Consider the following 21,784-nt stretch of genomic DNA (forward strand, 5'->3'; position numbering starts at 1 on the left):
TGAGGTTGCCAGCTAAATGTTAAAGAAAACAGCTCTCTTGATACTTTCCTTCTTATTACTTCTATTGCCGCATTCCATTACAGCTCATGCTGATACGCAGGTATCTAGTGCAACAAAATTGCTTTCCATGGAAGAAACAATCCAGCTAGCATTAACTAACTATGTAGATATCAAGCTCTCACAATGGAATATTGCAGAAACGGATTCCAAATTCTCGTATGTATCATCTGAAAAGAAAAAGCTGGAACAAAAAAATGTAGTCATAACTAGCGGACTGCTGCCAGTAAATCCTGATATTTTTATCAGTAGTATTCCTGGTTACTCTGATTTAAGTAAAGAAGAACAGGCAGGGGTTAATCAATCCATTCTCATTCAAATTATGATTAACACATCTCTGAATCAATGGGTTAGCGCTCAGACTGAAAGCCAAAACAGTTACAATCAAGAGACTAAAACAGCGCAGCTCAAGGAATTTCGTGACCAGTTGCGCACATTAGAAACAGATAAAGTAATTAATCAGTTACGACTTCAAAAAACAGAAGCCCTCATCCGCTACTACGCTGTGCAGAAATATTATCAACTCTCTTCTCTAAAAAAAACGATTGAGTATGACAAACAAGAAAGCCAATATTGGTTTCAACATTCTGTGGATACCTTGCGATCATACGAGCATGGTCTACTGTCTAAGAGAAGTTTGGACGATTTTAATCGTAAAAATGCGGAACGAAAATCTGCTTTTGAACGTAACCTTAGGAGTTATGAAGCTCAGCTAGAACAATTTAAGCTTGAGTTAGGATTATCATCCTATTCAGAAGTCCTGCTGGATGATGTCATCTCCAGTGCACCAGAGCCTGTGAATTGGAACACTGTAGTCAGCCTCTCTAGCAATTATGATTTACGCGAGGAAGATGCACGAATCACACTCGCCAAAGATAATCTTGATGCAGCTAAAGCTTCCGATGCTGAACTCATCACTTATTATTCAGTCCTATGGTCTAGCCAGATTGCACACAAAAATATAGTACAACAACAACTCGAAGAAAAACTGGCTAGTTATAAGCCGGAAGCAAATGAAATTGATTTTGAATATTCAGAACTAAAAGAGCAGCAATTGGAACTCGTACGCGTCTCCCAGGATAATGATACTCTCCTAAATAGCGGGTTAATCTCAGCGGCTCAGGCAGATCAGAACAAGCTCGATTTACTCAACTTAAATCGGCAATTCGATAAGCAAAAAGTAAAGTACGCTTTATTCCAAGCAAAGGTTACTCTGGCTCTTAGTGGAGTCATCCTCTAATAACCATTAAATTATCATTCATAACTCAAAGGAGAAATCACAAGATGAAAACCATATCCAGCATAATCGCAGCAACTCTTCTTTCTACCGCTATCGCATGGCCTGTCCATGCCGCAGAGAAGCCAATCTCCATTCAGATCAATCAGCAACAGCTCGCACTGAAGGGACAGGCTCCCTTCAATGATAATGGTACAATTGTCGTTCCTTTTCGCCCGGTTTTTGAAAAACTAGGACTTTCAATCGATTGGAATCAAACCACAGGTACCATAACGGGTACTAAGGAAGGGCTTACGATTACACTGCAACTAGGCAGCAAGCAGGCCAGTGTCAATGGTGTAATAACCCAACTTTCTGTTGCCCCTAAGCTCATCAATAATTCCACTTACATTCCGCTGCGCTTCGTTGGGGAGGCTACAGGTAATGAAGTCTCCTGGAATGCACACTCGAAGACAGTAACCATTACAGGCAAGACTAACCAGGTAAACCCGCAGGAAATCAATGCTTTTTTTGAAAAATACGTAACCTATACCAACAATGAGAATTATGAAGGGTTCATGAGCCTAATCGATAGCAAGTCTCCTCTTGTGGTCATCGGGCCACAGATTAAGAGCCAAATGGAACAATACGATTCGACCACTTCACTTGATCAATTAGAGGTTATCAGCCTTCAACCCACAGAGGCTACGGTTCACGCCGTTGAAACGACTACACACCTCAGCGGTCCATTCACCTTAGACAATACCTCTGAATATATTTATAGCTTAACGCGTACTGCCAGCACTGAAGACTGGAAAATCAACAACCTGCAGATTAAAGGCGTACAATATATACTCCCAGATAAACTGCTGAACGCTAAGCCAGCTGTGACGAAGTCGGATGAAACGGATATATTAGCTGTGCTTAAGAGCAACTTGGACTATACCAATGCAGAGAATATTCAAGGTGTGCTATCTACTATTGATCCTGAGTCCCCTGCTCTCGAACAAACCAAACAGCTCTTCAGCCAAATTTTCACAGTCTATGATCTAAAGTTCACTCTGGAATCTGCCAAAATCATTCATTATACCCAGGATACCACAGCCGTATATATGGTTCAGACGAGCATCAAGCTTAAGGGTCCTGAGTTTCAGGATAACCGCTCCACCTCTGTCACAACGCTGAAGAAATCCAAAGCAGGCAAATGGATGCTGGATCAGACCTATCCGATTAGTGTAGACAAGTTAACTCCATAATTATAAGGATTTGTAACAAAACATAAAAACGGCAAGCCCCATTAACCCGGAGGCTTGCCGTTTGCCTATTTAAAGCGCTGGAGCATTAGTTTTTTCTGCTCCTTTACGCTCTTTTGCCGATTTACGGAAGTAGAACAACTCGTAAATCGCCGGCACTACAATCAGCGTAAGCAGTGTTGCTGCGGTTAAGCCGCCAATGACCACAATCGCCAAGCTTTGCGAGACGATGCTGCCCATCTCGGCATGGCCGAACAGCAGCGGTGTCATGGCGCAAATGGTGGCAATCGCCGTCATGAGAATCGGACGCATCCGTGTTCCGGCAGCTTCTAGAATAGCCTCGTGAATACTCATATTGGCTTCATTTTGCTTAATCCGGTCAATGAGCACAATGGCATTCGTAACAACAATACCTATTAACATCAACGCCCCGAACAGAGCAGTGAAGTCAGGCGTTACACCGGACACGATAAGTCCAACAATTGCACCAATCGCCGCTAGTGGCAAGGAGAACATAATCGCCAGTGGAGCCCGAAGGGTTTTAAAGGTGAGTACCATGATCAGATACACCAACCCGATGGAGATTAATGCCGTCATACCCAGGTCGTTGAAATCCTCTGACTGATCAACTGACGCTCCGCCTGCAAATAAGGTCACGCCTTTCGGAAGTGTAAGACTATCGGTTTCTTTTTTAATATTCGCACCGATCTCAGATACCTTCTTCGGATCAACCTCTGCTGTAATTCGTACATACGGCTTCCCATCTTTATGGAACAACATTGCAGGCTCATTCCGAACCTCATAAGTTGCGAGCTGAGACAGTGGCTTCGGCCCCTCAGCCGTCATGAGCGTCAGTGCTTTTAAATCCTGCTCCGTTTGCGGCTGAACCATAGGATCTAACACTACACCTGCTGCATCACCATCGAGCTCAATTTGCCCCATTGGAATTGGATTAAGCATCGCTGACAGCTGCATCGAAATCTCCTGCGCATTGCTTTGCGCCGGATCTACCTTAAAGGAAAATACAGGTTTCGTATCCTCCATATTGCTGCTGACTTTTTGAATCCCCTCTACGGTCTTCAGCTTAGCGGTAACTTCTGTTGCTACAGTAGTAATATCCGTAAGATTATCTCCAACAATATCAATATATTCGCTGGTAGAGCTGGATCCCATCATGCTCATTTGGTTGGCAACAAGCGTTGCTCCAGTGTATGAATCTTTTACCTCACGAACATGATCAATAAAAGCCTGAGCATCTGCACCTTTTTTCATAACAACGGTATAGTCCACTAAGGTTTCAGAGGTAACATTCCCCCACTTAGCGGCGTCCGCACTATTCCCTGATTGCATGATTACCGTTTCTGCTTGTGGCTGCTTCATCAAATCTTGTTCTAACTGCTTTCCCTTTTCCAAAATATCTTTGACAGGAACATCCTTCGGATAATTCATCTGAACAGAAACATAGCTGGCATCTGAAGCATCGAGTGCCCCTTTTGGCATAGTCACATAAGCAGCAATGGAGCCAATCAGAAGCAGGAGACCCAACGATAAGCTAACCCATTTACGGCGAAGATTCCAGTCCAGAAAGCGTATAAACCATTTAGAAGGTTCATGTTCTTTCATTGATGTCCTTCTCAGCAGCCATGAGCTTAAAAGAGGAACAACCGTCAAAGCTACTACGAGTGAAGTAAGCAATGAATAGGTCACTGTTAAAGCAAACGGCAGTAAGAAAGCTTGCAAACTACCACGTAAGAGACCCATCGGCAGAAATACTGCTACCGTAGCGATGGTTGATGAGGTAATCGCTCTAGCCACTTCCCCAGTTGCGCTAATAATCATTTCACGGGAAAGGGGTTCTTTTTGCAGCCTACGGTAAATGTTCTCAATCACCACGATACTATCATCGACCAAGCGGCCTACCGCAACCGCAACTCCCCCGAGTGTAATGATATTTAAGCTTATGCCGGAAATGTTCAGCAGATATAAGGTGACCGCTAACGAAAGCGGAATGGATACTGCCGTAATCAGAGTAGCCCGCAGGTTACGCAGGAACAACAGAATCACGATCGTCGCAAATAATGCACCTAGCAATACCTCACGCATCATACTGTTCACCGAGGTAACTACCATATCCGATGTACTGAACACCACTGCTGCTTCTGCATTAGGAAAGGTTTTATTAATATGATCTACGGCAGCCTGAATGTTATCTCCGACACTGACTGCATTCGCATTAGCCTCTTTGGTCACTATGGCGAATAGAACGTCTTTCCCGTTCGAACGGCTGACACTTTCCTGATCCTGCTTCAATTCGACAGCAGCGATATCCTGCAGCTTAACGCCCGCAGATACAGGAAGCTTTTTCAAAGTATCCATACTATCTATCGTAGAAACTACGTTAACATTGCCGGTCTGCCCACCAATCGTTTGCTCCCCAAGGGATGCCGATACATTACGTCCTTGAAGTAAACCTAATACTTGTGGAGTCGTGACTCCCTTCTCAGCCATTAATTTTGGGTCCAGCTTAACACTGACCTGCGGAGTTACCTTACCATATAAAGCAACGTTCGCTACCCCTTCCGCTTTTTGCATCTCTGGAATGATAGTTTCTTCCGCAAGCTTAAGATTCTCTTTAGTCAGGCCTTCGTCAAAAGCAAGGGTAACCTGGGATACAGGAATCATGGAGGTATTCAACTGAAGTACAAAAGGAGCCATTACCCCTTCCGGGAACTTCAATGAATCGACGACCTTCTGGACCTCCTGCGCAGCATCCTTCATATTCGTTTTCGAATCATAAAAAATATTCACCTGCGCATATCCGTCTCCGGAAGTGGACAGTATTTCCTTCTTCCCTTTCACAAAAGCTGCTCCAGCTTCTATCGGCTTCGTTACATTAGTCTCCATAGCATGTGTATCCTGGCCAGGACCCAGCACAGTTACAGTCACTTGAGGATTATCCGCCTCTGGCATAAATTCCATCGGTAACGAAGTGTAGCTCATCCCTCCCACCACAAGAGCCATGACTACTAAAAGCCCCACCGCAGCCTTGTTACCGAACGACCATTTTGTTAACCATTTCATTTTCTTTTTCCCCTTCCACTCCACATGATTTCTGGCACTCCCCTTATGTCTGTTTGATTATGTATTAATTTCCATCCCGAGATTTAGTTTAGTCATTTTTGGCTGAAGTCAAAACAGCCCTACGGCTGGTTTCGTACTCAGTCTTAAGACGGGGAACTTTCCCCTTCTGCAGACAGATCCCGTACCTTTTCTTGATGATGGCAACTGGAACGTGAGCATAAAAAAAGAGCCCTGTTAGCCATATAAATGGCCAACAGGACTCCCTTTTGTTATGGTTTATTTCCCTTCCGCACGTACTGGATCACGGAACATAAATTTCAATAGTGGCGGCGTTACAAGTGTAGTTACAATGACAACAATAATGACCGAAGTAAAATACTGTTGCTGTAACAAGCCGCTTTGCAGCCCTGTGGCGGCAATGATCAACGCAACTTCCCCCCGTGAAATCATCCCTGACCCAATAATGGCAGACGAGTGGTTATCAAAGCCTGTAAGACGCGCGCCCAGACCGCCACCAAACAGCTTGGTCAGAATGGCAACCACCGTAAGCAAGATCACGAAGCCTATTTGACTGCCTACCCCTTCAAAGGAAACACTAAGTCCGATACTTACAAAAAAGACTGGCACAAAAATCGAATAAGCAATCGGCTCGAGCTTGGATTCTACCGTGTGCTTAAAGGAAGTTTGCGAGATAGCAATCCCAGCCGCAAAGGCACCAATGATTCCTGCCATCCCCATGATTTCAGCAAAATAGGCGAATGCGAAACAAATCATTAACGCTGCTGAGATAACTGCCTCTGTCACCTTCAGCGGAGCCATCCATTTCATGACCCGAGGAACAATAAACCAGCCGGCAACAATCGCTACGGCAAAGAACAACACCTTTTTCCCAATTAGAAGACCAATAGAAACGTCTGCCCCTGTACCGAAAAAGCTCATCAGAACAGCGAGCAAAATAACAACCAGAATATCATCTACTACAGCAGCCCCCAGAATTGTAGAGCCTTCACGTGTGTTCAGCTTATTCATATCTTTTAACACCTGCACCGATATGCTGACCGATGTTGCACTAAGAATAACGCCCATAAACAATGCATTATGATAAGCAAAACCAAACATTTCTCCTAAGGCGAACCCACCCAAAAAGGGTAATATAATTCCACCGACGGCTACTGCAAAAGCTGATTTCCAGTTCTTGCGCAATTGATCCAGGTCCGTCTCAAGCCCTGCTATGAACATTAACAGTAGAACACCGATCTCAGAGATATAATGAATAAACTCTCCATCCTGAACCCAGCCCAGTACCGCAGGCCCCAGTATGATTCCCACAATAAGCTTGCCTAGCACAGCTGGTTGCCCAAGCCGCACAGATAGATCACCAGCTACTTTGGTGAACAATATGATCAGCATAAGATATAAAACAAACTCCATCTTTCTATCCACTCCCTTGTTGTATATAAGAACTGCCAACCAGGAGCTTCTCCAAGCCAAAAAAAGACAAAGAGGAGCCCTTGTTGACAGGCTCCTCCAAAAAACAAATAATTATTCAATTTAACTTTATAAATTATATTATACCTATATTTAAAATAACTGTAAACCAGATGCGCCGATAATATAATTATGCACATTTGATTTGTTCTAGAATGCAATTACTTATTTCAGATAGAACACTTCACGTAAGGGCTGCATAGGCACCTCATCATTGAAATCAAATGACCCTTCAACCATCTTAGAGGTAATCGCATTCCAGCGGTTGCAGGCATCACTTTTGGCAATGTAATCAAAAGCCGCCTTACTATCCTCACACTCATAACAGTAAAAAAATTGATTGCCATTCTGAAAGATGGAATAGTTAGAAATACCAGCCTTACTGTGCTCCTCCAAAATTTCTGGCCAAGGATTTAAATGCATAGCTACATACTCCTCTAAACATTCTTCCTTCACCCGCCATGTCCAAGCCAATTTATTGCTGCTCATCTGCTCATCCTCCTAGAAATCCCCTCTTTTGCACATATTAAGAACTAGGGACATTTGATACCTATTATTGTACCTGAATAGAGTAGTCCAAGCTATGCATATCTATATTCTCTGGAAATTTCTTAAGCGTTAATTCCGGCTTCACTCGGACGAAGAATAGCAGAACCAATCGCCAGAAGCACGGCGGCCATAAGGCCCAAGATGGCAAAGGGCAGCCATAATTCATTCCAGCCCCCACCTGTGGCAGCGATATCGATCGCTTGGATCGCCCATTTTTGCGGTACAAAATTAGCTGCCTTCTGCATATAGTCCGGCATAATGGATAACGGCCAGAAGCAGCCTCCAAGCATACATGTCGGGGTCAGGATCAGCGAATTAAGCATGCCCGTATTATTGGGATTGCGAATCAGACCTGCTACCGTACTAGCTAAACCCATGGAAACGAGCATAAATGCTGCAAGAACCAAGAAATACAAGTAGAGCGGTAACCCAAAGTCAAACTGCAGCACATAACGGCCTAAGGCAAGTATTACAATGATTTGAATTAACCCAACGATGAAGCTTCCCAGAAAATTACCGAGGGCAATCTCATACGAACGAACCGGGGCACTGAACATACGTTTCATCGTTCTTTCTCTTCGATCATCCATAATAAGCGACACTGAACTTGTAACCAGCCCCATTAAGAACATCAAAGTAAATCCTGTGACGATGCTTAAGCCCTCTTTTGGATATAAATCATAATCTGTTCTTATACTGCCTACACTATGTTGCTCTGCTCTCTGCATTACGGCAGCAAACTGTGAGTCCGAGCCAGTAGCCTCAGCCCGAGCTGCTCCAATTAGTCCAGCAGTGTTTCGCATTTCATCAGCAATTACACTGATTTTCATTTTTACCATAATTGATGTTTCGGTAGCCTTAAGCTCATACACACTAATTTGCGGCTCTTCTCCAGCAAGCAGTGCGGAGGTGAAGTTTTGCGGTATCAAAACACCGGCTTCTCCGTTCTGATCGATAATACTCTCCCTCAAATTAGCCTCATCTGTCTTCTCTACAAGCTTATAATCACCGGTATTCTCCAGCTCGGTAAGCAAATGTTTACCTGCTGCACCATCATCCATATTCGAATATAAAATAGTAGCCGGTCTTTCACCCATACTTCCACTAATTGCTACTATCACCGACACGACAATACAGGGCAGAAGAATATACGTAAGCAGCCCATTCCGAGAACCGATCGTTCTTTTCACCATATTCCAAGCAATCGTTAAGATCTTATCCATGGTAACCTACCTTCCGGTACGAGATAACCGCTCCACTGAATAGAACTAGACAGATGATCGACATGACCAGCAGATTCGGCAAAATCTCTGAGACCTCTGCATGCAGCATCATTTTTAGAACAGCTTGTAGCACCCAGTGATTCAGGGTAAATGCCCCGACGGAGTTCACCCATGATTCCGGAAGTGGAGCCATCCCTCCACTAATAAAGGTCATGACCACAGTGATAACATTAATAATACTTCCTGCACTTGCTTTAGTTTTGCTAAACATTGAAATGACAATCGATAACGTCATGGAAGCAATGATCATTAAGAGACAGAAGAGCAGCAGCAAGCCCGGACGATTGCCCCAATTTACACCAAACAACAAGTGAGTCAGGATAATAATCGCTGCACACTGCACTACACTTACAACCCCTACACCTAACATTTTACCAATAAACAGCTCAGAACCTTTTACCGGCATTGAAGTTATTCGGAAGAGGGTATGATTTTCTTTTTCATTAAAAAGAGAGGTACTGACGGTCAAACCGCTATATAGCAGAAACATCAGCATCATGGATACCGCATAGAATTGGGAGGCTGTATAGGATCGGCCACCTTCACTGAGCGCCCCAACCTTAACAGAAGGCTGCTCCCCCGAACTTGGTGCAGTAACAGTCAAAGTTTCTGGACCCAGCGTCATAGCTACGGACTGCTTATAGTTAATATTGTTCAAAAAGTTATCGAATACCGTCCCCGCAACCATATTATCTGTCCGATCTTTACCCAGAATAAACTCTAGCTGTGCAGTATCACCGCTTTGTACTTTTTTATCGAAGCCTGGAGGAACAATAACCGCATAACCATATTTTCCGGTACGCAAGCCGCTTTCCGCTGTCTCTCGGCTCCCTACTTTGACCGGAATGATGATATCCTTAAGCTCCGGCGTCTTCAAAAAGCTGTCTATCATCGCCGAGCTTTCATATCCTTCTCCAGAAAGATTAACTATACCAACACGTACTGGATCAATCTCAGACGCTGCCTTATCACCGATTACACTGGAAAGGGAGGCACCCAGCAGAAAGATCAAAAGCAGCGGTAGCAGAAACATATTAATGATGATTGAGCGTGAAATAAACAGCCTGCGAAGCTCATAAATCATAATTGTCCAAATATTTCTCAAAGCGTTCTCTCCCTCCTTTAATCGCGCAATGTCCGTCCTGTCAAACTAAGGAATAATGTCTCCAGATCCGGCTCCTCTATATTCAAAGAACCAATAACCCCTTCATGTTTAGCAAAAATAAATAAGATATCCTGCAGCTCATCCTGTGAGGAGGGGAGATACATTTCTACCGTTCCCTCTTTACTTTCCACTCTCGTGATCCGCGGGTGTAGACTAAGCTCATTGATTAGCTCCGGGGTGATGTTCGTTGCTTTGACCACTATTTTTTCTTCCTGAGAAACCCGTTCCCGCAGCTCCTTTTCCGTACCACAAGCAATGATATGTCCCTTATCCATAATCGCTACCCGATCACAAATGGCTGCAACCTCTTCCATATAATGACTAGTGTAGATGACGGTTGAGCCAAGCCGATTGAGCTCTTTGACCGACTCAAGGATATGATTACGAGACTGCGGATCAATCCCTACGGTCGGCTCATCCATAATAATCAGCTTTGGATGATGCATGATGGCACAAGCGATATTCAAACGTCTCTTCATCCCTCCGGAGAAGGTGGCTGGTTTTTCTTTGGCCCGGTCACTAAGTCCTGTGAAAGCAAGAGCTTCCGCCACCCGCTCTTTCAGCAATTTTCCCCGCAAGCCATACAATCTTCCGAAAAAAGTTACATTTTCAGCTGCTGTCATTGTATTGTACAAAGCCAAATCCTGCGGAACTAAGCCGATCTTTTTCTTAACCTCCAGTGCATACGAAGAGACTGATAACCCATCAATAACAATGTCTCCACTATCAATCTTTAGCAGGCCGCAAATCATACTTATAGTTGTACTTTTGCCCGCCCCATTCGGCCCTAGCAGGCCAAAGATCTCTCCTGCTTGAATCGTAACATTCACATGATCTACCGTTAATTTGTTCTCATACCGTTTCACCACATCGGTCAACACCGCGATTGCCATCTTTTATCTCCCCTGTCGTGTGTGCTTCTATATTTTCAATTTTATTCTAGGTTGAATTTTTACGGATGTACGAAAGGTCATTTTTTGAAGGTGACTAAAGTCATCTCCTGAAGTAGTGGGATAATATGCTAAGATTATTAAAAAACATAAAGGATGACTAAGGCGTGCCCAGAGAGCTAAACTTATTGCGTTACGGACTCATCTTAATCCCTGCGTTTATTACCATTTATGTCTATCAATATAACGATTATGGAATCTTCACGCTGCATATCCTGATGCTTCTATTCCTTGTGGTCATGGTGCCAAAGCTCCCTCGATCCATTCATGCTCTGATTAGTATCATTGAAATCTTGTTCACGGCCTGGTTATGTTATCAATATGGCAGCATGATGATTTTCCCCGCTATATCAGCACTGCTTTATTATTCCAGACTCCAGCCTAAAGCAGTGCCTTACGTGTTCACAGGTGTACATCTGATAGCTTTGAACGTTGCACTCCAGAATTCTCCATCGCTCGTAGTAACTTACATTAACTTTTCATTTCTGCTCACTGCCTACCTAAATAAGCTATTATTAAAAGCTGGCCAGCGGCGCGAAGACACTCTTCTTCTATATGATGAGTTGCGCAAAAAGCATTTCGAACTCGACGAAGCTCGCAACCGCCTGCTGGAGTTCAGCGCGCAAGTAGAAGAGTCTGCCCAATCCAAAGAGCGCGTCCGCATCTCACGACAGCTCCATGACGATATCGGCCACCGGCTAATCCGGATTAAAATGATGATGGAGGCCGCCCTCCAGACCTTGCCTACCTCTCCCGAGAGCGGAATGCAAATGATGGAACTGATTCGTGACCAGCTGTCGGCCAGCATGGACGATATGCGGTCCGCAGTTAAACGTATCAACTACACTCCGAAGCTTGAGGGAGCGTATGCGTTAGACCGGCTGCTCGAAGAAATTGGACGTGAGACGGGGATCGAGACCTCATACCAAGTACAGGGCATACCTTATCCACTCTATCCCAGTATTCAAGTAATCCTGTACAAAAACGCCCGTGAAGCTATAACCAACGCCTTGCGGCATGGAAAAGCAACGTCCATCCGGATCAAAATTGACTACGCGCAAGCAGGAATCACTATGGAGGTTAGCAACAATGGATCACTTCCAGAAGAAGAGAAGCTCCGCAAATTATTGGGGAGTGGTGGAGACGGGATGAAAGGAATGTACGAGCGCACTCATCTGATCGGCGGAACACTCGAACTAAGGCAGGCGCCACATTTTACAGTCGTTACACGGCTGCCCATTTATAAGCAAGATGAGATTGTATAACGAAAGGAGCCATGCTAATGATTAAAGTGTTGATTGTTGATGACGACCCCTTTATTCGCCAAAGTCTGCAAGTATTGCTAGGTATGGACCCAGATATTGAAGTTGCCGGAGCAGCTTGTGAAGGTAACGAGGCCTTGGAATTACTTCAAAAAGGATTAAAGACCGATGTAGCTCTGATGGATATCCGCATGCCCGGCTGCGGTGGCGTTGAAGGAACGGAGAAGATTAAGCAGGCTTTTCCGCAAATTGCGATATTGATGCTGACCACTTTCGATGACGATGAATATATCATTGAAGCACTGCGTAACGGAGCTAGTGGATATTTGCTCAAAAACATACCGCCAGACCGGATCATCCAGGGCATTAAAACGGTTTTTGATGGGAACATGCTTATCCACCCTGATATCGCCCGCAAGCTGGCAACCTTTCTGCAGCCTACGGCACGGCAAGAATTGCCACAGGTACAGCCACTGGAATCATTCGGATTGACCAAAACAGAGCTGGCTGTAGTGTCTTCTATCGCTGAGGGGCATAGCAACAAAGAAATCGCCGGACAGCTTTTTTTAAGCGAGGGTACCGTCAAAAATTACATAACGGATATATTAAGCAAATTAGAGCTCCGCGATCGTACGCAAATTGCAATTTTTTATTTGAAGAATATGCGGGGTTGAACTAGTAACATAAAGCCTGTGAGTAGGCCACTGCCAAAGTTAGTTTTTCTTACGGACTCCAGTGACGCTACTCCTTGGGCGCGGGTTCGGACTCCAGTGACGTTGCTCCTTGGCGCGGGCTCGGAGTTCAGCGACGCTACTCCTTGGGCGGGCTCGGACTCCAGCGACGCTATTTACAATTTTATCGGCGTTTGAGCAGAGTTTCGGACCCCAGCGACGTTACTCCTTGGCGCGGGCGGGCTCGGACTCCAGCGACGCTATTTACAATTTTATCGGCGTTTGAGCAGAGTTTCGGACCCCAGCGACGTTATTCCTCAGAAAGAGGCTCATTTGGGGTGTTTTTAATGCCAATAGTGGCTTTGGGGTCCGTTACCATTCTAAAAAAGCGAAAATGCTGCGATTAGGGGCAAATGGGTCCGATAGCAACTTCTCGCACGCGAAACTACCATCTAATCAAAAACAAAGATGCCCCATTCACCATTTCATGGCCTATGGGGCATCTTCTAGTTATCCTTCCGCTGATTCCTGCTTGGCTTCAGTGGTTTTTTTTCGTTTAAGTTGGCCGTCCGGAAGGTTCCGGCTGCGTATGCCTGTCTTCATCCCGATGATGCTGTAGATGCTGGAAGGCTTCGCCTCAGCGGTAATCATCCCATCCGTCTCCGGCACCAAAATAATACCGAGCTGATGGTGATCCCCATCATAGATCGGGCTTTGAAGGTATTTGCTCTCCCCTTCACGGTTCAGCACCTCCAGCTTGCAGAACGCTGGATTCATGCGCAGCGCCTCATGTAGCTGCGCCGCATCGGTCAACAGGACCCCGTTGACCTTCAGTAAGATCTCGCCGGGCAGGATGCCCAGCTCCTGGCCGGGACTGCCCGGCAGCACGGCCAGCACTTTGCGGCCGCGCGGTGGATGCACGAAGATGGGGCTGATGCTGCGCTCTTCCAGAGCGCTGTACCAGCTTAACCCTTCGTGCAGCACAATGGCTGCGAGCGCCGCGACCAGGGTCAGCGGGCTCCACCAAGCGGCAAGCAGGCTTAAGCCGAGCAGGACGATGCTGTAGATCAGCAGTCGTCCTGCAGTGCGGGCCGCCTTGCGCCCGGGCAGCATGCCCTGCGTCATCTCGCTGAAGCCGATGATGACGGGCAAAGAGACGATGCCAAGGCTGCCGCCGAGCAGCGAGTGCCATGGCAAATCCGTTCCTGCACCCGAAGGGAGCAGCAGGAACAGCGGCAGCGGCCAGAAGGCCTGCAGCTGATAGCCGCCAACGACCATGCCGCGCTTTCCCTTCAGGAAGAGCGGCGTTGCAAGCTTGGCCCCTTGTCTGCGGGCCAGCAGTGCCTCCGCCATGTGCAGCAGCGCAGCTAACACTAGCAAAGCAGGAATATCCATCTCCCGTATGGCGGTGGTAATATTCCCTACCGTTCCACTATCTAAAGCATCTGGAAAGAAAGAAATTACAAATTGAATGATACCTAACAAGCCTATAGAATACGCAAAGCACAAATACCGCACACGCAGTAGTGACAACACGAGACTAACTACCCAAATGCAGGCTACAGCGGTACCTGATAACGATATTCCTAGCAGAACGGCTGCTATAGAGACGACCAAACCCATGACTAGACCACTCCATACCGTCCGCCACGTTTCCTGACCCCAGCTATGTAATTTTACATGTATCAGCTTTCGTTCTAATGCCACCTGCCTACGGTAATATAACGCAATAAATATAATAGCAATGTAGTAATACGGCTGGATCAATAAGTGTAAGAACGCAGTGCCCAAGCTTCCCAACAGTTCCTGAATCACATTCAAACTGTTCGTCACACTCCTTTTCGTCCGATGACTGATTTGTATATATTCTAATTCCTCTACGTCGGTTGGCATTTTCTTATCTAAAAGAAAAAAAGAAGGCTGAATTCAGCCTTCTTACTTTTTCGACGCTGCCGCCTTAATTTCCTTCTGAATCTCAGCAATCCCTTTATTCCGTTGGTTGTCGTGAGCAGGGTCTTGAATGACCTTGATCAGCGCTGCTTCCAGCGCCTCCGCTGTCTTGGCGTCAATTATGCCTGTGACTTGGAGCTTTGCTGTACTTTGGAACTTCTTCACTGCGTCCTTAGTGCCAGCATCGAAATAGCCATCTTTACGTCCAGGCTTGTAACCCAAACCGTCCAGCATCGTCTGTGCACTCTTCACATCAGCGTTGTTCATATTATACTGCAGCGCCACGCTTTTGTTAATCGGAGCCACCGAGAAGTAATCCGGCTGCGCTACCGCGATATCCGGTTTAATGCCCTTACCGTGGATCCATGTGCCGTCTGGCGTAAGCCATTTGGCAATGGTAACTTTCAGCAAGCTGCCGTCTCCAAGCTGTTTGTCAAAGCTCGTCTGCACGGTGCCTTTACCGAAAGAATTGTCACCGATTAGCTTAGCTCCTGCCGACTGCTGCAAGGCACCCGCCAATATTTCCGAAGCACTTGCGCTACCTTTATTCATCAGCACGACCACTGGATAAGCTTTACTCGATCCTTTTGAGGTGCTAACTTCGCGTTTTTTGTCTTTGTATTCTATTTGCACTATAGATTTGCCAGCTGGAACAAATTGCTCTGCCATTTCAATAACAATCGGAAGAACACCACCTGGATCATTGCGGACGTCAATAACAAGTCCCTTCATGCCTTGCTTCTCTAACTTCTCCAGCTCTTCCTTGAATCGTTCTGCGGTATTCAAGGAGAACTGCGTAACCTCGATTACGCCCACATTGTCCTTTTCCATGGTAGCGTAGACTGTTTCGAGCTTCACATCATCCCGGGTAAGAACAAATTCCAGCGCCTCTACAGCGCCGGAACGTTGTATTTTCAAAGTGGCCTTACTGCCCTTAGGACCGCGAATCTTGGCAACAGCTGCATTCAGCTCCATACCTTCCAGCGATTCACCGTTAACGGACAAGATAACATCTTTGGCCTGAATCCCAGCTTTCTCAGCAGGTGAGCCCTTGATCGGAGAGACCACGACTACCTTGCCATTATCCGAAGAGACCTCCGCACCGATACCTGAAAAGGAACCCTCAATGCTTTCTTCGAATTTCTCAGCTGTTTCTTTACCCATATAGTTGGAATAAGGATCGCCCAGCGCTTCCATCATACCGTTGACAGCACCGTCTATCAGCTTCTCCCGATCTACTGTCTCGTAGTAATTGCTCTCAATCAGACTGAGAGCAGTTCCAAGCTTCTGGGATTCCTTCTGCTGAAGGCCAGTAACCTGCAATGCTGAGGCCAGTCCTTCTCCTGCAGCTTGTCCAATAACATGACTATAACCCGTCACGCCCAAGGTCACCAGACTACCGCATAGCAGGGCGGCGATAATCATAAACGCCGCTGTGCTTTTTTTTAACATGATGTTCCCACCGTCCCTTCTTGTCCATCTCGCAAACAACTCCATAAGTCCGTCCTGAAAGGTACGGTATCTCTTCCAGTATATGCCGTACGTTCAAATAATATGAGTTATAAGTTCTTAAAAATTAGAGATAAGGCATCGGATTTACTGTCTTGCCGTCGATCCGAACTTCAAAATGGAGATGGGGGCCCGTCGAATTACCTGTAGAACCGGATTCAGCAATCACATCCCCACGATTGACTCTATCCCCAGGGCTAACCTTGATACCACCTTTACGGATATGTCCGTAGAGGGTCCAAACTCCGCCGCCATGATCAACAATTACACAATATCCATAGCCGCTATACCATTCAGCTACGATTACCGTTCCGGAATCAGCCGCATGAATATTGGTTCCTTGTGGAACTGCAAAGTCTACCCCGGTGTGTACTTTCCCCTTCTCACCCGTAATTGGGTGTGTCCGTGGTCCGTAGGAGGAAGAGATTCTTGCCGAACCTACAGGCAGCAGGAAGGGTCCATCTCCACCAGCATACGCGGTTGAGGAGCTGGAGCTTGAACTGCTGCTTGCCTTGCTAGCTGCAGCTTTCTTGGCCGCTGCTGCTGCCCGGCGTGCTGCTTCTGCTTTGGCGGCTGCTGCTTTGCGAGCCGCTTCCTCAGCTTTAATCTTATCCTTTTGGGTTTCCAAAGCAGAACGTTCGCTCGCCAGCTTAACCAGCTTCTCGTTCTGCTCTTCACTTAGATCATCGCTTTCTTGAATCTGCTTATCATAAAATGCGATAAGCTCCTGCTTCTCCGCTTCCTTCTCTTTCAGCAGGCTTCTCTGATTTTCCAAGGAGGTGTATAACTGCTTGGCTTGAGCATATTGCCCCTCAAGCTCCTGCTTCTTCTCTACAACTGTCTGCTTGTCCAGCTTGTGTTGGACTAACAGCTCCTGATCCTGATCCACAATCATCTTAAGCGAATCGGTGCGGCCCAGAAAATCAGAGAAGCTTGTCGATGAGAGCAAAACATCTAGGTAAGACACCGCTCCATCCGTGTACATCAACCGGACACGGGATCCTAAGAGTTCTTCTCTTGAGGCCACTCGTGCCTCTGCTTCATCCAATTCCGTTGCTGTAACGTTAAGGGATTCTTCTGTATCGGAAATTTTGTTAGAGATTTCGGTCATTTTACCTTTAACTTGATCCACTTGCTGCAATACATATTGTAAATTAATATTTGTCTTATTCTTATAGTGCTGCGCTTCCTGCGTTTGGGACTCCGCTTTCTCTTGCTGCGCCTTAGCTTCCTGCACCTCTTGTTGCAGCTGCTTTAATTGCTTATCGATCTCGGCAACACTTGTTTTTTTGGCATATCCATCAGAGGGTTGGAATATAGTGACAGCTAGTAACATTACGGCTAGTCCGGCGGCAATCTTCTTCAACTCGCACTCCCCATCCTTCACTCTTAAATTAAACTTTCAAAAACTTACGAATAGAAACCGTACTTCCCCAGACGCCGATTAGCACGCCTAGTCCAACTAACAGACCTACGAGCAGCAGCCAAATATCACTGAAAGGGATCAACTGCAATCCGAGCATAGGATCTCCCTGTACCGAAGATTCCAAACCGTTGTAGCCGGCATATAAAACGCCCGAAGTAATCAATGATCCAATGAGTCCAATTAATGCCCCTTCTATAAAGAAAGGCCAACGAATAAAATAATTTGTCGCGCCTACCAGCTTCATAATCCCAATCTCTTTACGCCGGGCAAGAATCGTCACCCGAATAGTATTGGAGATGAGGAACATAGACATAAGTGCCAGCCCCGCTACAAAAATAAAGCCAATGTTACGTACGGCACGCGTGATTTTAAACAATGTTTCTATCGAGCCTTTGCCATATTTCACTTTGTAGATAGGCTGCTCGGTATGTGTCTTGTTAAGGGCTTGAATCTTCTCAGCCACAAAAGCAACGGTTGTAGGTTCAATAACCTCTACCTGAAGGGTATCTGGAAGCGGGTTATTATCTTCATCGAACCCTTCCAGAAGCTCTGCGGCCTCCTCGCCCATATCCGCGCGGAGATCTTTAAGTCCCTGTTCCTTGGAGATGAACGTAATCTTGCTGACCTCCGGCATATTGCCAATTTCAGTCTGCAGGGTCTCGCGCATCTTCTGATCTGTATTCAAAGCTAGATGCACTTTGATCTGTACCTGACTGTCTGCCTCATCAGCTACAGAATTTACGTTGAGGACAAGAAGAATAAATACACCTAGAACAAAAAGAGAAACAACAATCGAAGTGATTGAGGCGATCGACATCCAGCCATTACGGAATACGCTTTTAAAGCCTTCCCGCACATGTCGCAAGAAGGTTTTAAAACTCATAACCATATTCCCCTCTCGCTTGGTCTCTGACAATGTTTCCATTCTCAATCGCAAGCACCCGTTTGCGCATTTTGTTCACAATATCTCTGTTATGGGTAGCCATTACAATCGTTGTTCCGCGAAAATTAATCTCGTCAAGCAGCTGCATAATGCCCCATGAAGTCTCGGGGTCTAAGTTACCTGTAGGCTCGTCCGCAATAATAACAGAAGGATTGTTGACGATAGCCCGTGCAATAGCGATCCGTTGCTGCTCACCACCAGAAAGCTGTGAGGGCTCACGATTCGCTTTACTTCTCAGCCCAACCAAATCAAGAACCTCATTCACACGTTTCTTGATGACTTTTTTCGGTGCTTCAATAACTTCCATAGCAAAAGCTACATTCTCGTATGCCGTCATTCTGGGCAAAAGCCGAAAATCTTGAAATACAACGCCGATATTACGGCGGACATAAGGGATTTTGCGTGGTTTTAGCTTTCCTATATTGAAACCTCCCACCGAAATCTGTCCTTTGGTAGGCACTTCTTCTCTATAAATCAATTTCATAAAAGTAGATTTACCCGCGCCGGAAGGGCCGACAACGTACACGAATTCATTGCGGTCGATTTTCACTGAAACTCCTTGCAGTGCGTGAGTTCCGTTAGGGTACGTTTTCCATACATCTTGCATTTCAATCATTTTCTCACTTCCCAATTATGACATTTTCCACTTGTGCGAATCGACATTGTCCACCTCAAGTTTCCATAAACTTCAATATTTCCGCAATGTATCTATTGTAACAAATCTGTAACTGATTGAGTACCCCGTAACTGCACGACTATTCGAAAGTTTTGTAGTGACTGGACATATACATATAAAAAAGCACCTAACGGTGCCTGTTATCAGATGTCGTAACTCCCTTTATTAGAGACTACTTGTTTCTTACTAAGTTATTATCGGTATCCCACGAAGTGTTCTTTAAGTTTTGTTACAGGGCCGCGCCTGCTTAGCGCAATCCAAATCCCCAAAAGGAGATTAATTATGAAAAAAATCCATGCTGCCCTCATAGTGGTCATCGCACTCGTCCTTATCGGCTCCTGCATTTACGGAGGGCTTCATCTATATGGCAGCAAAACTACGCTTCCAAAGGGTACAACCCTTGCCGGCTGGCAGGTCGGAGGCATGACCCTCACCGAGGTCCGCTCCCAGCTGGATCAGCGGCTGCGTGCCCTCGAATCCGTCCCTCTAGTGCTAAAAGTGGAGGGCAATGCAGATTTACCCCTAACTCTTAGTAAGACTGGGTTGAGTTATGAAGCCGCTGCTTTTCAGCAGGGCTTAAAAGAGCTTGCCGAAGGAACACTTTGGGAGCGGGTAAAGGCACGCTATAACTTCCCTCAGCTGTGGAAGCTTGAAACGCATCTGGAAATCGCACAATTCCAGAAAATTCTAAGTCCCACTTGGGAGAAGGAGTCCTTTGGTGAACCAGTGGACGCTACGCGGCGAATTACAGGCGATGACCGAATCGTATATACTTCTGAGAAAACTTCCCTGGAGGTCGATTGGACAGCTCTGGAGACTTCCTTAGGAGCAGCTGCCCCCACCAGCTTCAATCATCTGAATACCCTGTTGGAGAAGGGAATCACGATGGAAGTCCCTTTGTTAATCCTGCAGCCTGACATAACATTAAAGAAATTAAAGGAACAAGGTATCGAGCGAAAAGTAATGCAATTCAGCACCTCTCTAGGTGCAAGTGGACCTGGACGAAGCTACAACGTAGAAGCTGCTGCCAAAGCTGTGGATGGAACCATTCTCCCGCCTGGAGCCGTCTTTGATTATGGAAAAGCTATAGAAAAAGCAAAGGTGAATTACGGCTTCCGTGAAGCGCCGGTGATTGTGAACGGCAAGCTGCAAGCAGGTGTTGGTGGAGGGATCTGCCAAGTGTCGAGCACTCTTTACAATGCCGCACTGCGTATAGGGCTAGAAATTGTGGAACGCCGTAATCATTCCTTGCCCGTCAACTACTTGCCCAAAGGTCAGGACGCAACATTCGCTGAAGGTTATATCAACTTTCGTTTTCGCAATACGACTAGCAAATATCTCATAATTAAAGCAGCTGTGCAGGGTAAATCACTGACCATAAAGCTGTTCGGCACGTTTCCGCAAAATGTCACTTACAAAGTTCATTCAAAAACAGTAGAGGTGCTCCCTCCAGTCGATAAATACGTAAACGATTCTTCACTGCCTCGTGGCAGCTCACGCGTTATTCAAAATGGGAAAACCGGATATATTGTAGAAACCTACATTACAAAGTATGTTGACGGTAAATCCACTGAGGTGAATAAACTGTCCCGCGACGTATATTACGCACAAAAACGATTAATCGCCATTAATCGTGGAGGCGTGAGCAAATCCATAATCCCCGATGTCCCCCGAAAGCAGCTGGTGGAGGACGGGGTCCGCAGTGAATAGCTAACAACAAATAACCGGTCAGAGCCCCTAAGGTCTGACCGGTTATTTTTGCCAGCAATCTATTTTACCTGTAGCTTACGTTACCCGGCTTTGAAATTTACGATTCAGGGGTACATTAGAAGTAGACCCATAATCAGAAAGGATGAACATCCTATGACAACAGCTCTTGTAAATGATCTTACTGGTATTGTCCGCAGTGCTCCCGCTATTTTTGCCTCACGCACTTGCAGAGAAGCTCTTCGCGTCATGTTTCAGCATCCAGAATCCAAATGTATCGTCGTCTGCAATGCTATGAATGAACCCCTCGGATTGTTGATGAGCGAACGTTTCTTTTTAAAAGCTACAGGAAGATCCGGAGTAGATCTATTCTACAGAGAACCTGCCATGAAGCTTATGAACAAAACCCCGCTCATTCTTGACATTTCCACTCCACTCGATACGGTATTGAGCCTCGCTATGAACCGCCCAGACCCTATGAAAAGTGATTGTGTCATTATCACTCGCAAAGGTAAATTCGTTGGTGTTGCATATACCTCTGACCTTATCCGCGCCCAAGCGTAGAACCTCTTTGCTCTTCCTCTTCTACCCTAACCCT

General features: G+C 45.9%; 17 protein-coding genes. 6 read left to right on the top strand and 11 right to left on the bottom strand.

Annotated features, from left to right (window positions below):
- Positions 1–16: 16 nt before the first annotated feature.
- Both NSQ50_RS28570 and NSQ50_RS28575 read left to right on the top strand, forming a co-directional pair.
- A complete protein-coding gene (locus tag NSQ50_RS28570) occupies positions 17–1,297 on the top strand; it encodes a hypothetical protein (RefSeq protein ID WP_076140769.1) in 1,281 nt (426 codons plus the stop codon).
- Between the two features lie 44 nt (positions 1,298–1,341).
- A complete protein-coding gene (locus NSQ50_RS28575; protein WP_038573525.1) occupies positions 1,342–2,529 on the top strand; it encodes a copper amine oxidase N-terminal domain-containing protein in 1,188 nt (395 codons plus the stop codon).
- A 69-nt stretch (positions 2,530–2,598) separates the two neighbouring features.
- Here the strand turns inward: NSQ50_RS28575 and NSQ50_RS28580 are convergent, their stop codons facing one another.
- The 6 genes from NSQ50_RS28580 to NSQ50_RS28605 form a co-directional block, all read right to left on the bottom strand.
- Positions 2,599–5,607: an efflux RND transporter permease subunit gene (locus NSQ50_RS28580; RefSeq protein ID WP_076144676.1), complete on the bottom strand. Its 3,009-nt coding sequence runs from the start codon at positions 5,605–5,607 to the stop codon at positions 2,599–2,601.
- 276 nt (positions 5,608–5,883) lie between these two features.
- Complete coding sequence (locus tag NSQ50_RS28585; RefSeq protein ID WP_036678577.1) at positions 5,884–7,038, bottom strand: cation:proton antiporter; 1,155 nt, start codon at positions 7,036–7,038, stop codon at positions 5,884–5,886.
- Between the two features lie 222 nt (positions 7,039–7,260).
- The gene (locus NSQ50_RS28590) at positions 7,261–7,584 is read right to left on the bottom strand and encodes an L-rhamnose mutarotase (RefSeq protein ID WP_038573529.1); all 324 of its coding nucleotides are present in this window, start codon (positions 7,582–7,584) and stop codon (positions 7,261–7,263) included.
- Positions 7,585–7,706: 122 nt separating this feature from the next.
- A complete protein-coding gene (locus NSQ50_RS28595) occupies positions 7,707–8,867 on the bottom strand; it encodes an ABC transporter permease (protein WP_036678572.1) in 1,161 nt (386 codons plus the stop codon).
- On the bottom strand, positions 8,860–10,032 hold the full coding sequence (locus tag NSQ50_RS28600) for an ABC transporter permease (protein ID WP_081386810.1): 1,173 nt from the start codon (positions 10,030–10,032) through the stop codon (positions 8,860–8,862). Before NSQ50_RS28600 ends, NSQ50_RS28595 begins: the two co-directional genes overlap by 8 nt.
- 17 nt (positions 10,033–10,049) lie before the next feature.
- On the bottom strand, positions 10,050–10,985 hold the full coding sequence (locus tag NSQ50_RS28605; protein WP_036678569.1) for an ABC transporter ATP-binding protein: 936 nt from the start codon (positions 10,983–10,985) through the stop codon (positions 10,050–10,052).
- A 164-nt stretch (positions 10,986–11,149) separates the two neighbouring features.
- Here NSQ50_RS28605 and NSQ50_RS28610 point away from each other — a divergent pair, with 164 nt between their 5' ends.
- On the top strand, positions 11,150–12,307 hold the full coding sequence (locus NSQ50_RS28610; RefSeq protein ID WP_076107076.1) for a sensor histidine kinase: 1,158 nt from the start codon (positions 11,150–11,152) through the stop codon (positions 12,305–12,307).
- A gap of 17 nt (positions 12,308–12,324) precedes the next feature.
- Positions 12,325–12,978, top strand: coding sequence for a response regulator transcription factor (locus tag NSQ50_RS28615; RefSeq protein ID WP_076140765.1), 654 nt, complete (start codon positions 12,325–12,327; stop codon positions 12,976–12,978).
- 507 nt (positions 12,979–13,485) lie between these two features.
- Here NSQ50_RS28615 and NSQ50_RS28620 read toward each other — a convergent pair.
- From NSQ50_RS28620 to ftsE, 5 genes are all read right to left on the bottom strand, one after another.
- Positions 13,486–14,370 (bottom strand): PDZ domain-containing protein, encoded by an 885-nt coding sequence (locus tag NSQ50_RS28620; protein ID WP_244886400.1) that lies wholly within the window; start codon positions 14,368–14,370, stop codon positions 13,486–13,488.
- A gap of 540 nt (positions 14,371–14,910) precedes the next feature.
- Positions 14,911–16,377, bottom strand: coding sequence for a S41 family peptidase (locus tag NSQ50_RS28625; protein WP_076222337.1), 1,467 nt, complete (start codon positions 16,375–16,377; stop codon positions 14,911–14,913).
- 124 nt (positions 16,378–16,501) lie between these two features.
- Entirely contained in the window at positions 16,502–17,800 is a 1,299-nt protein-coding gene (locus tag NSQ50_RS28630; RefSeq protein WP_076107069.1) for a murein hydrolase activator EnvC family protein, read from the bottom strand.
- Between the two features lie 28 nt (positions 17,801–17,828).
- Complete coding sequence (ftsX, locus tag NSQ50_RS28635; RefSeq protein WP_036678558.1) at positions 17,829–18,743, bottom strand: permease-like cell division protein FtsX; 915 nt, start codon at positions 18,741–18,743, stop codon at positions 17,829–17,831.
- The gene (gene ftsE, locus NSQ50_RS28640) at positions 18,733–19,419 is read right to left on the bottom strand and encodes a cell division ATP-binding protein FtsE (protein ID WP_036678556.1); all 687 of its coding nucleotides are present in this window, start codon (positions 19,417–19,419) and stop codon (positions 18,733–18,735) included. The genes ftsX and ftsE overlap by 11 nt, the downstream gene beginning before the upstream one ends.
- Before the next feature lie 342 nt (positions 19,420–19,761).
- On the opposite strand from ftsE, the gene NSQ50_RS28645 reads away from it, so the two are divergent.
- Positions 19,762–21,189 (top strand): VanW family protein, encoded by a 1,428-nt coding sequence (locus NSQ50_RS28645; protein WP_076222338.1) that lies wholly within the window; start codon positions 19,762–19,764, stop codon positions 21,187–21,189.
- A 153-nt stretch (positions 21,190–21,342) separates the two neighbouring features.
- Positions 21,343–21,750 carry a CBS domain-containing protein gene (locus tag NSQ50_RS28650; protein WP_076179807.1) on the top strand — a complete coding sequence of 136 codons (408 nt, stop codon included), beginning with the start codon at positions 21,343–21,345 and terminating at the stop codon, positions 21,748–21,750.
- Positions 21,751–21,784: the final 34 nt, after the last annotated feature.

The organism is Paenibacillus sp. FSL R10-2788 (assembly GCF_038003885.1).
GTDB classification, from domain to species: domain Bacteria; phylum Bacillota; class Bacilli; order Paenibacillales; family Paenibacillaceae; genus Paenibacillus_AQ; species Paenibacillus_AQ odorifer.

Excerpts from the sequence above, each read along its gene's own strand:
- ftsX (WP_036678558.1), bottom strand. The coding sequence starts at position 18,743 with ATGAGTTTTAAAACCTTCTTGCGACATGTGCGGGAAGGCTTTAAAAGC.
- NSQ50_RS28650 (WP_076179807.1), top strand. The coding sequence starts at position 21,343 with ATGACAACAGCTCTTGTAAATGATCTTACTGGTATTGTCCGCAGTGCT.
- NSQ50_RS28590 (WP_038573529.1), bottom strand. The coding sequence starts at position 7,584 with ATGAGCAGCAATAAATTGGCTTGGACATGGCGGGTGAAGGAAGAATGT.
- NSQ50_RS28605 (WP_036678569.1), bottom strand. The coding sequence starts at position 10,985 with ATGGCAATCGCGGTGTTGACCGATGTGGTGAAACGGTATGAGAACAAA.
- NSQ50_RS28625 (WP_076222337.1), bottom strand. The coding sequence starts at position 16,377 with ATGTTAAAAAAAAGCACAGCGGCGTTTATGATTATCGCCGCCCTGCTA.
- NSQ50_RS28585 (WP_036678577.1), bottom strand. The coding sequence starts at position 7,038 with ATGGAGTTTGTTTTATATCTTATGCTGATCATATTGTTCACCAAAGTA.
- ftsE (WP_036678556.1), bottom strand. The coding sequence starts at position 19,419 with ATGATTGAAATGCAAGATGTATGGAAAACGTACCCTAACGGAACTCAC.
- NSQ50_RS28570 (WP_076140769.1), top strand. The coding sequence starts at position 17 with ATGTTAAAGAAAACAGCTCTCTTGATACTTTCCTTCTTATTACTTCTA.
- NSQ50_RS28615 (WP_076140765.1), top strand. The coding sequence starts at position 12,325 with ATGATTAAAGTGTTGATTGTTGATGACGACCCCTTTATTCGCCAAAGT.
- NSQ50_RS28645 (WP_076222338.1), top strand. The coding sequence starts at position 19,762 with ATGAAAAAAATCCATGCTGCCCTCATAGTGGTCATCGCACTCGTCCTT.
- NSQ50_RS28575 (WP_038573525.1), top strand. The coding sequence starts at position 1,342 with ATGAAAACCATATCCAGCATAATCGCAGCAACTCTTCTTTCTACCGCT.
- NSQ50_RS28595 (WP_036678572.1), bottom strand. The coding sequence starts at position 8,867 with ATGGATAAGATCTTAACGATTGCTTGGAATATGGTGAAAAGAACGATC.
- NSQ50_RS28620 (WP_244886400.1), bottom strand. The coding sequence starts at position 14,370 with ATGGATATTCCTGCTTTGCTAGTGTTAGCTGCGCTGCTGCACATGGCG.
- NSQ50_RS28580 (WP_076144676.1), bottom strand. The coding sequence starts at position 5,607 with ATGAAATGGTTAACAAAATGGTCGTTCGGTAACAAGGCTGCGGTGGGG.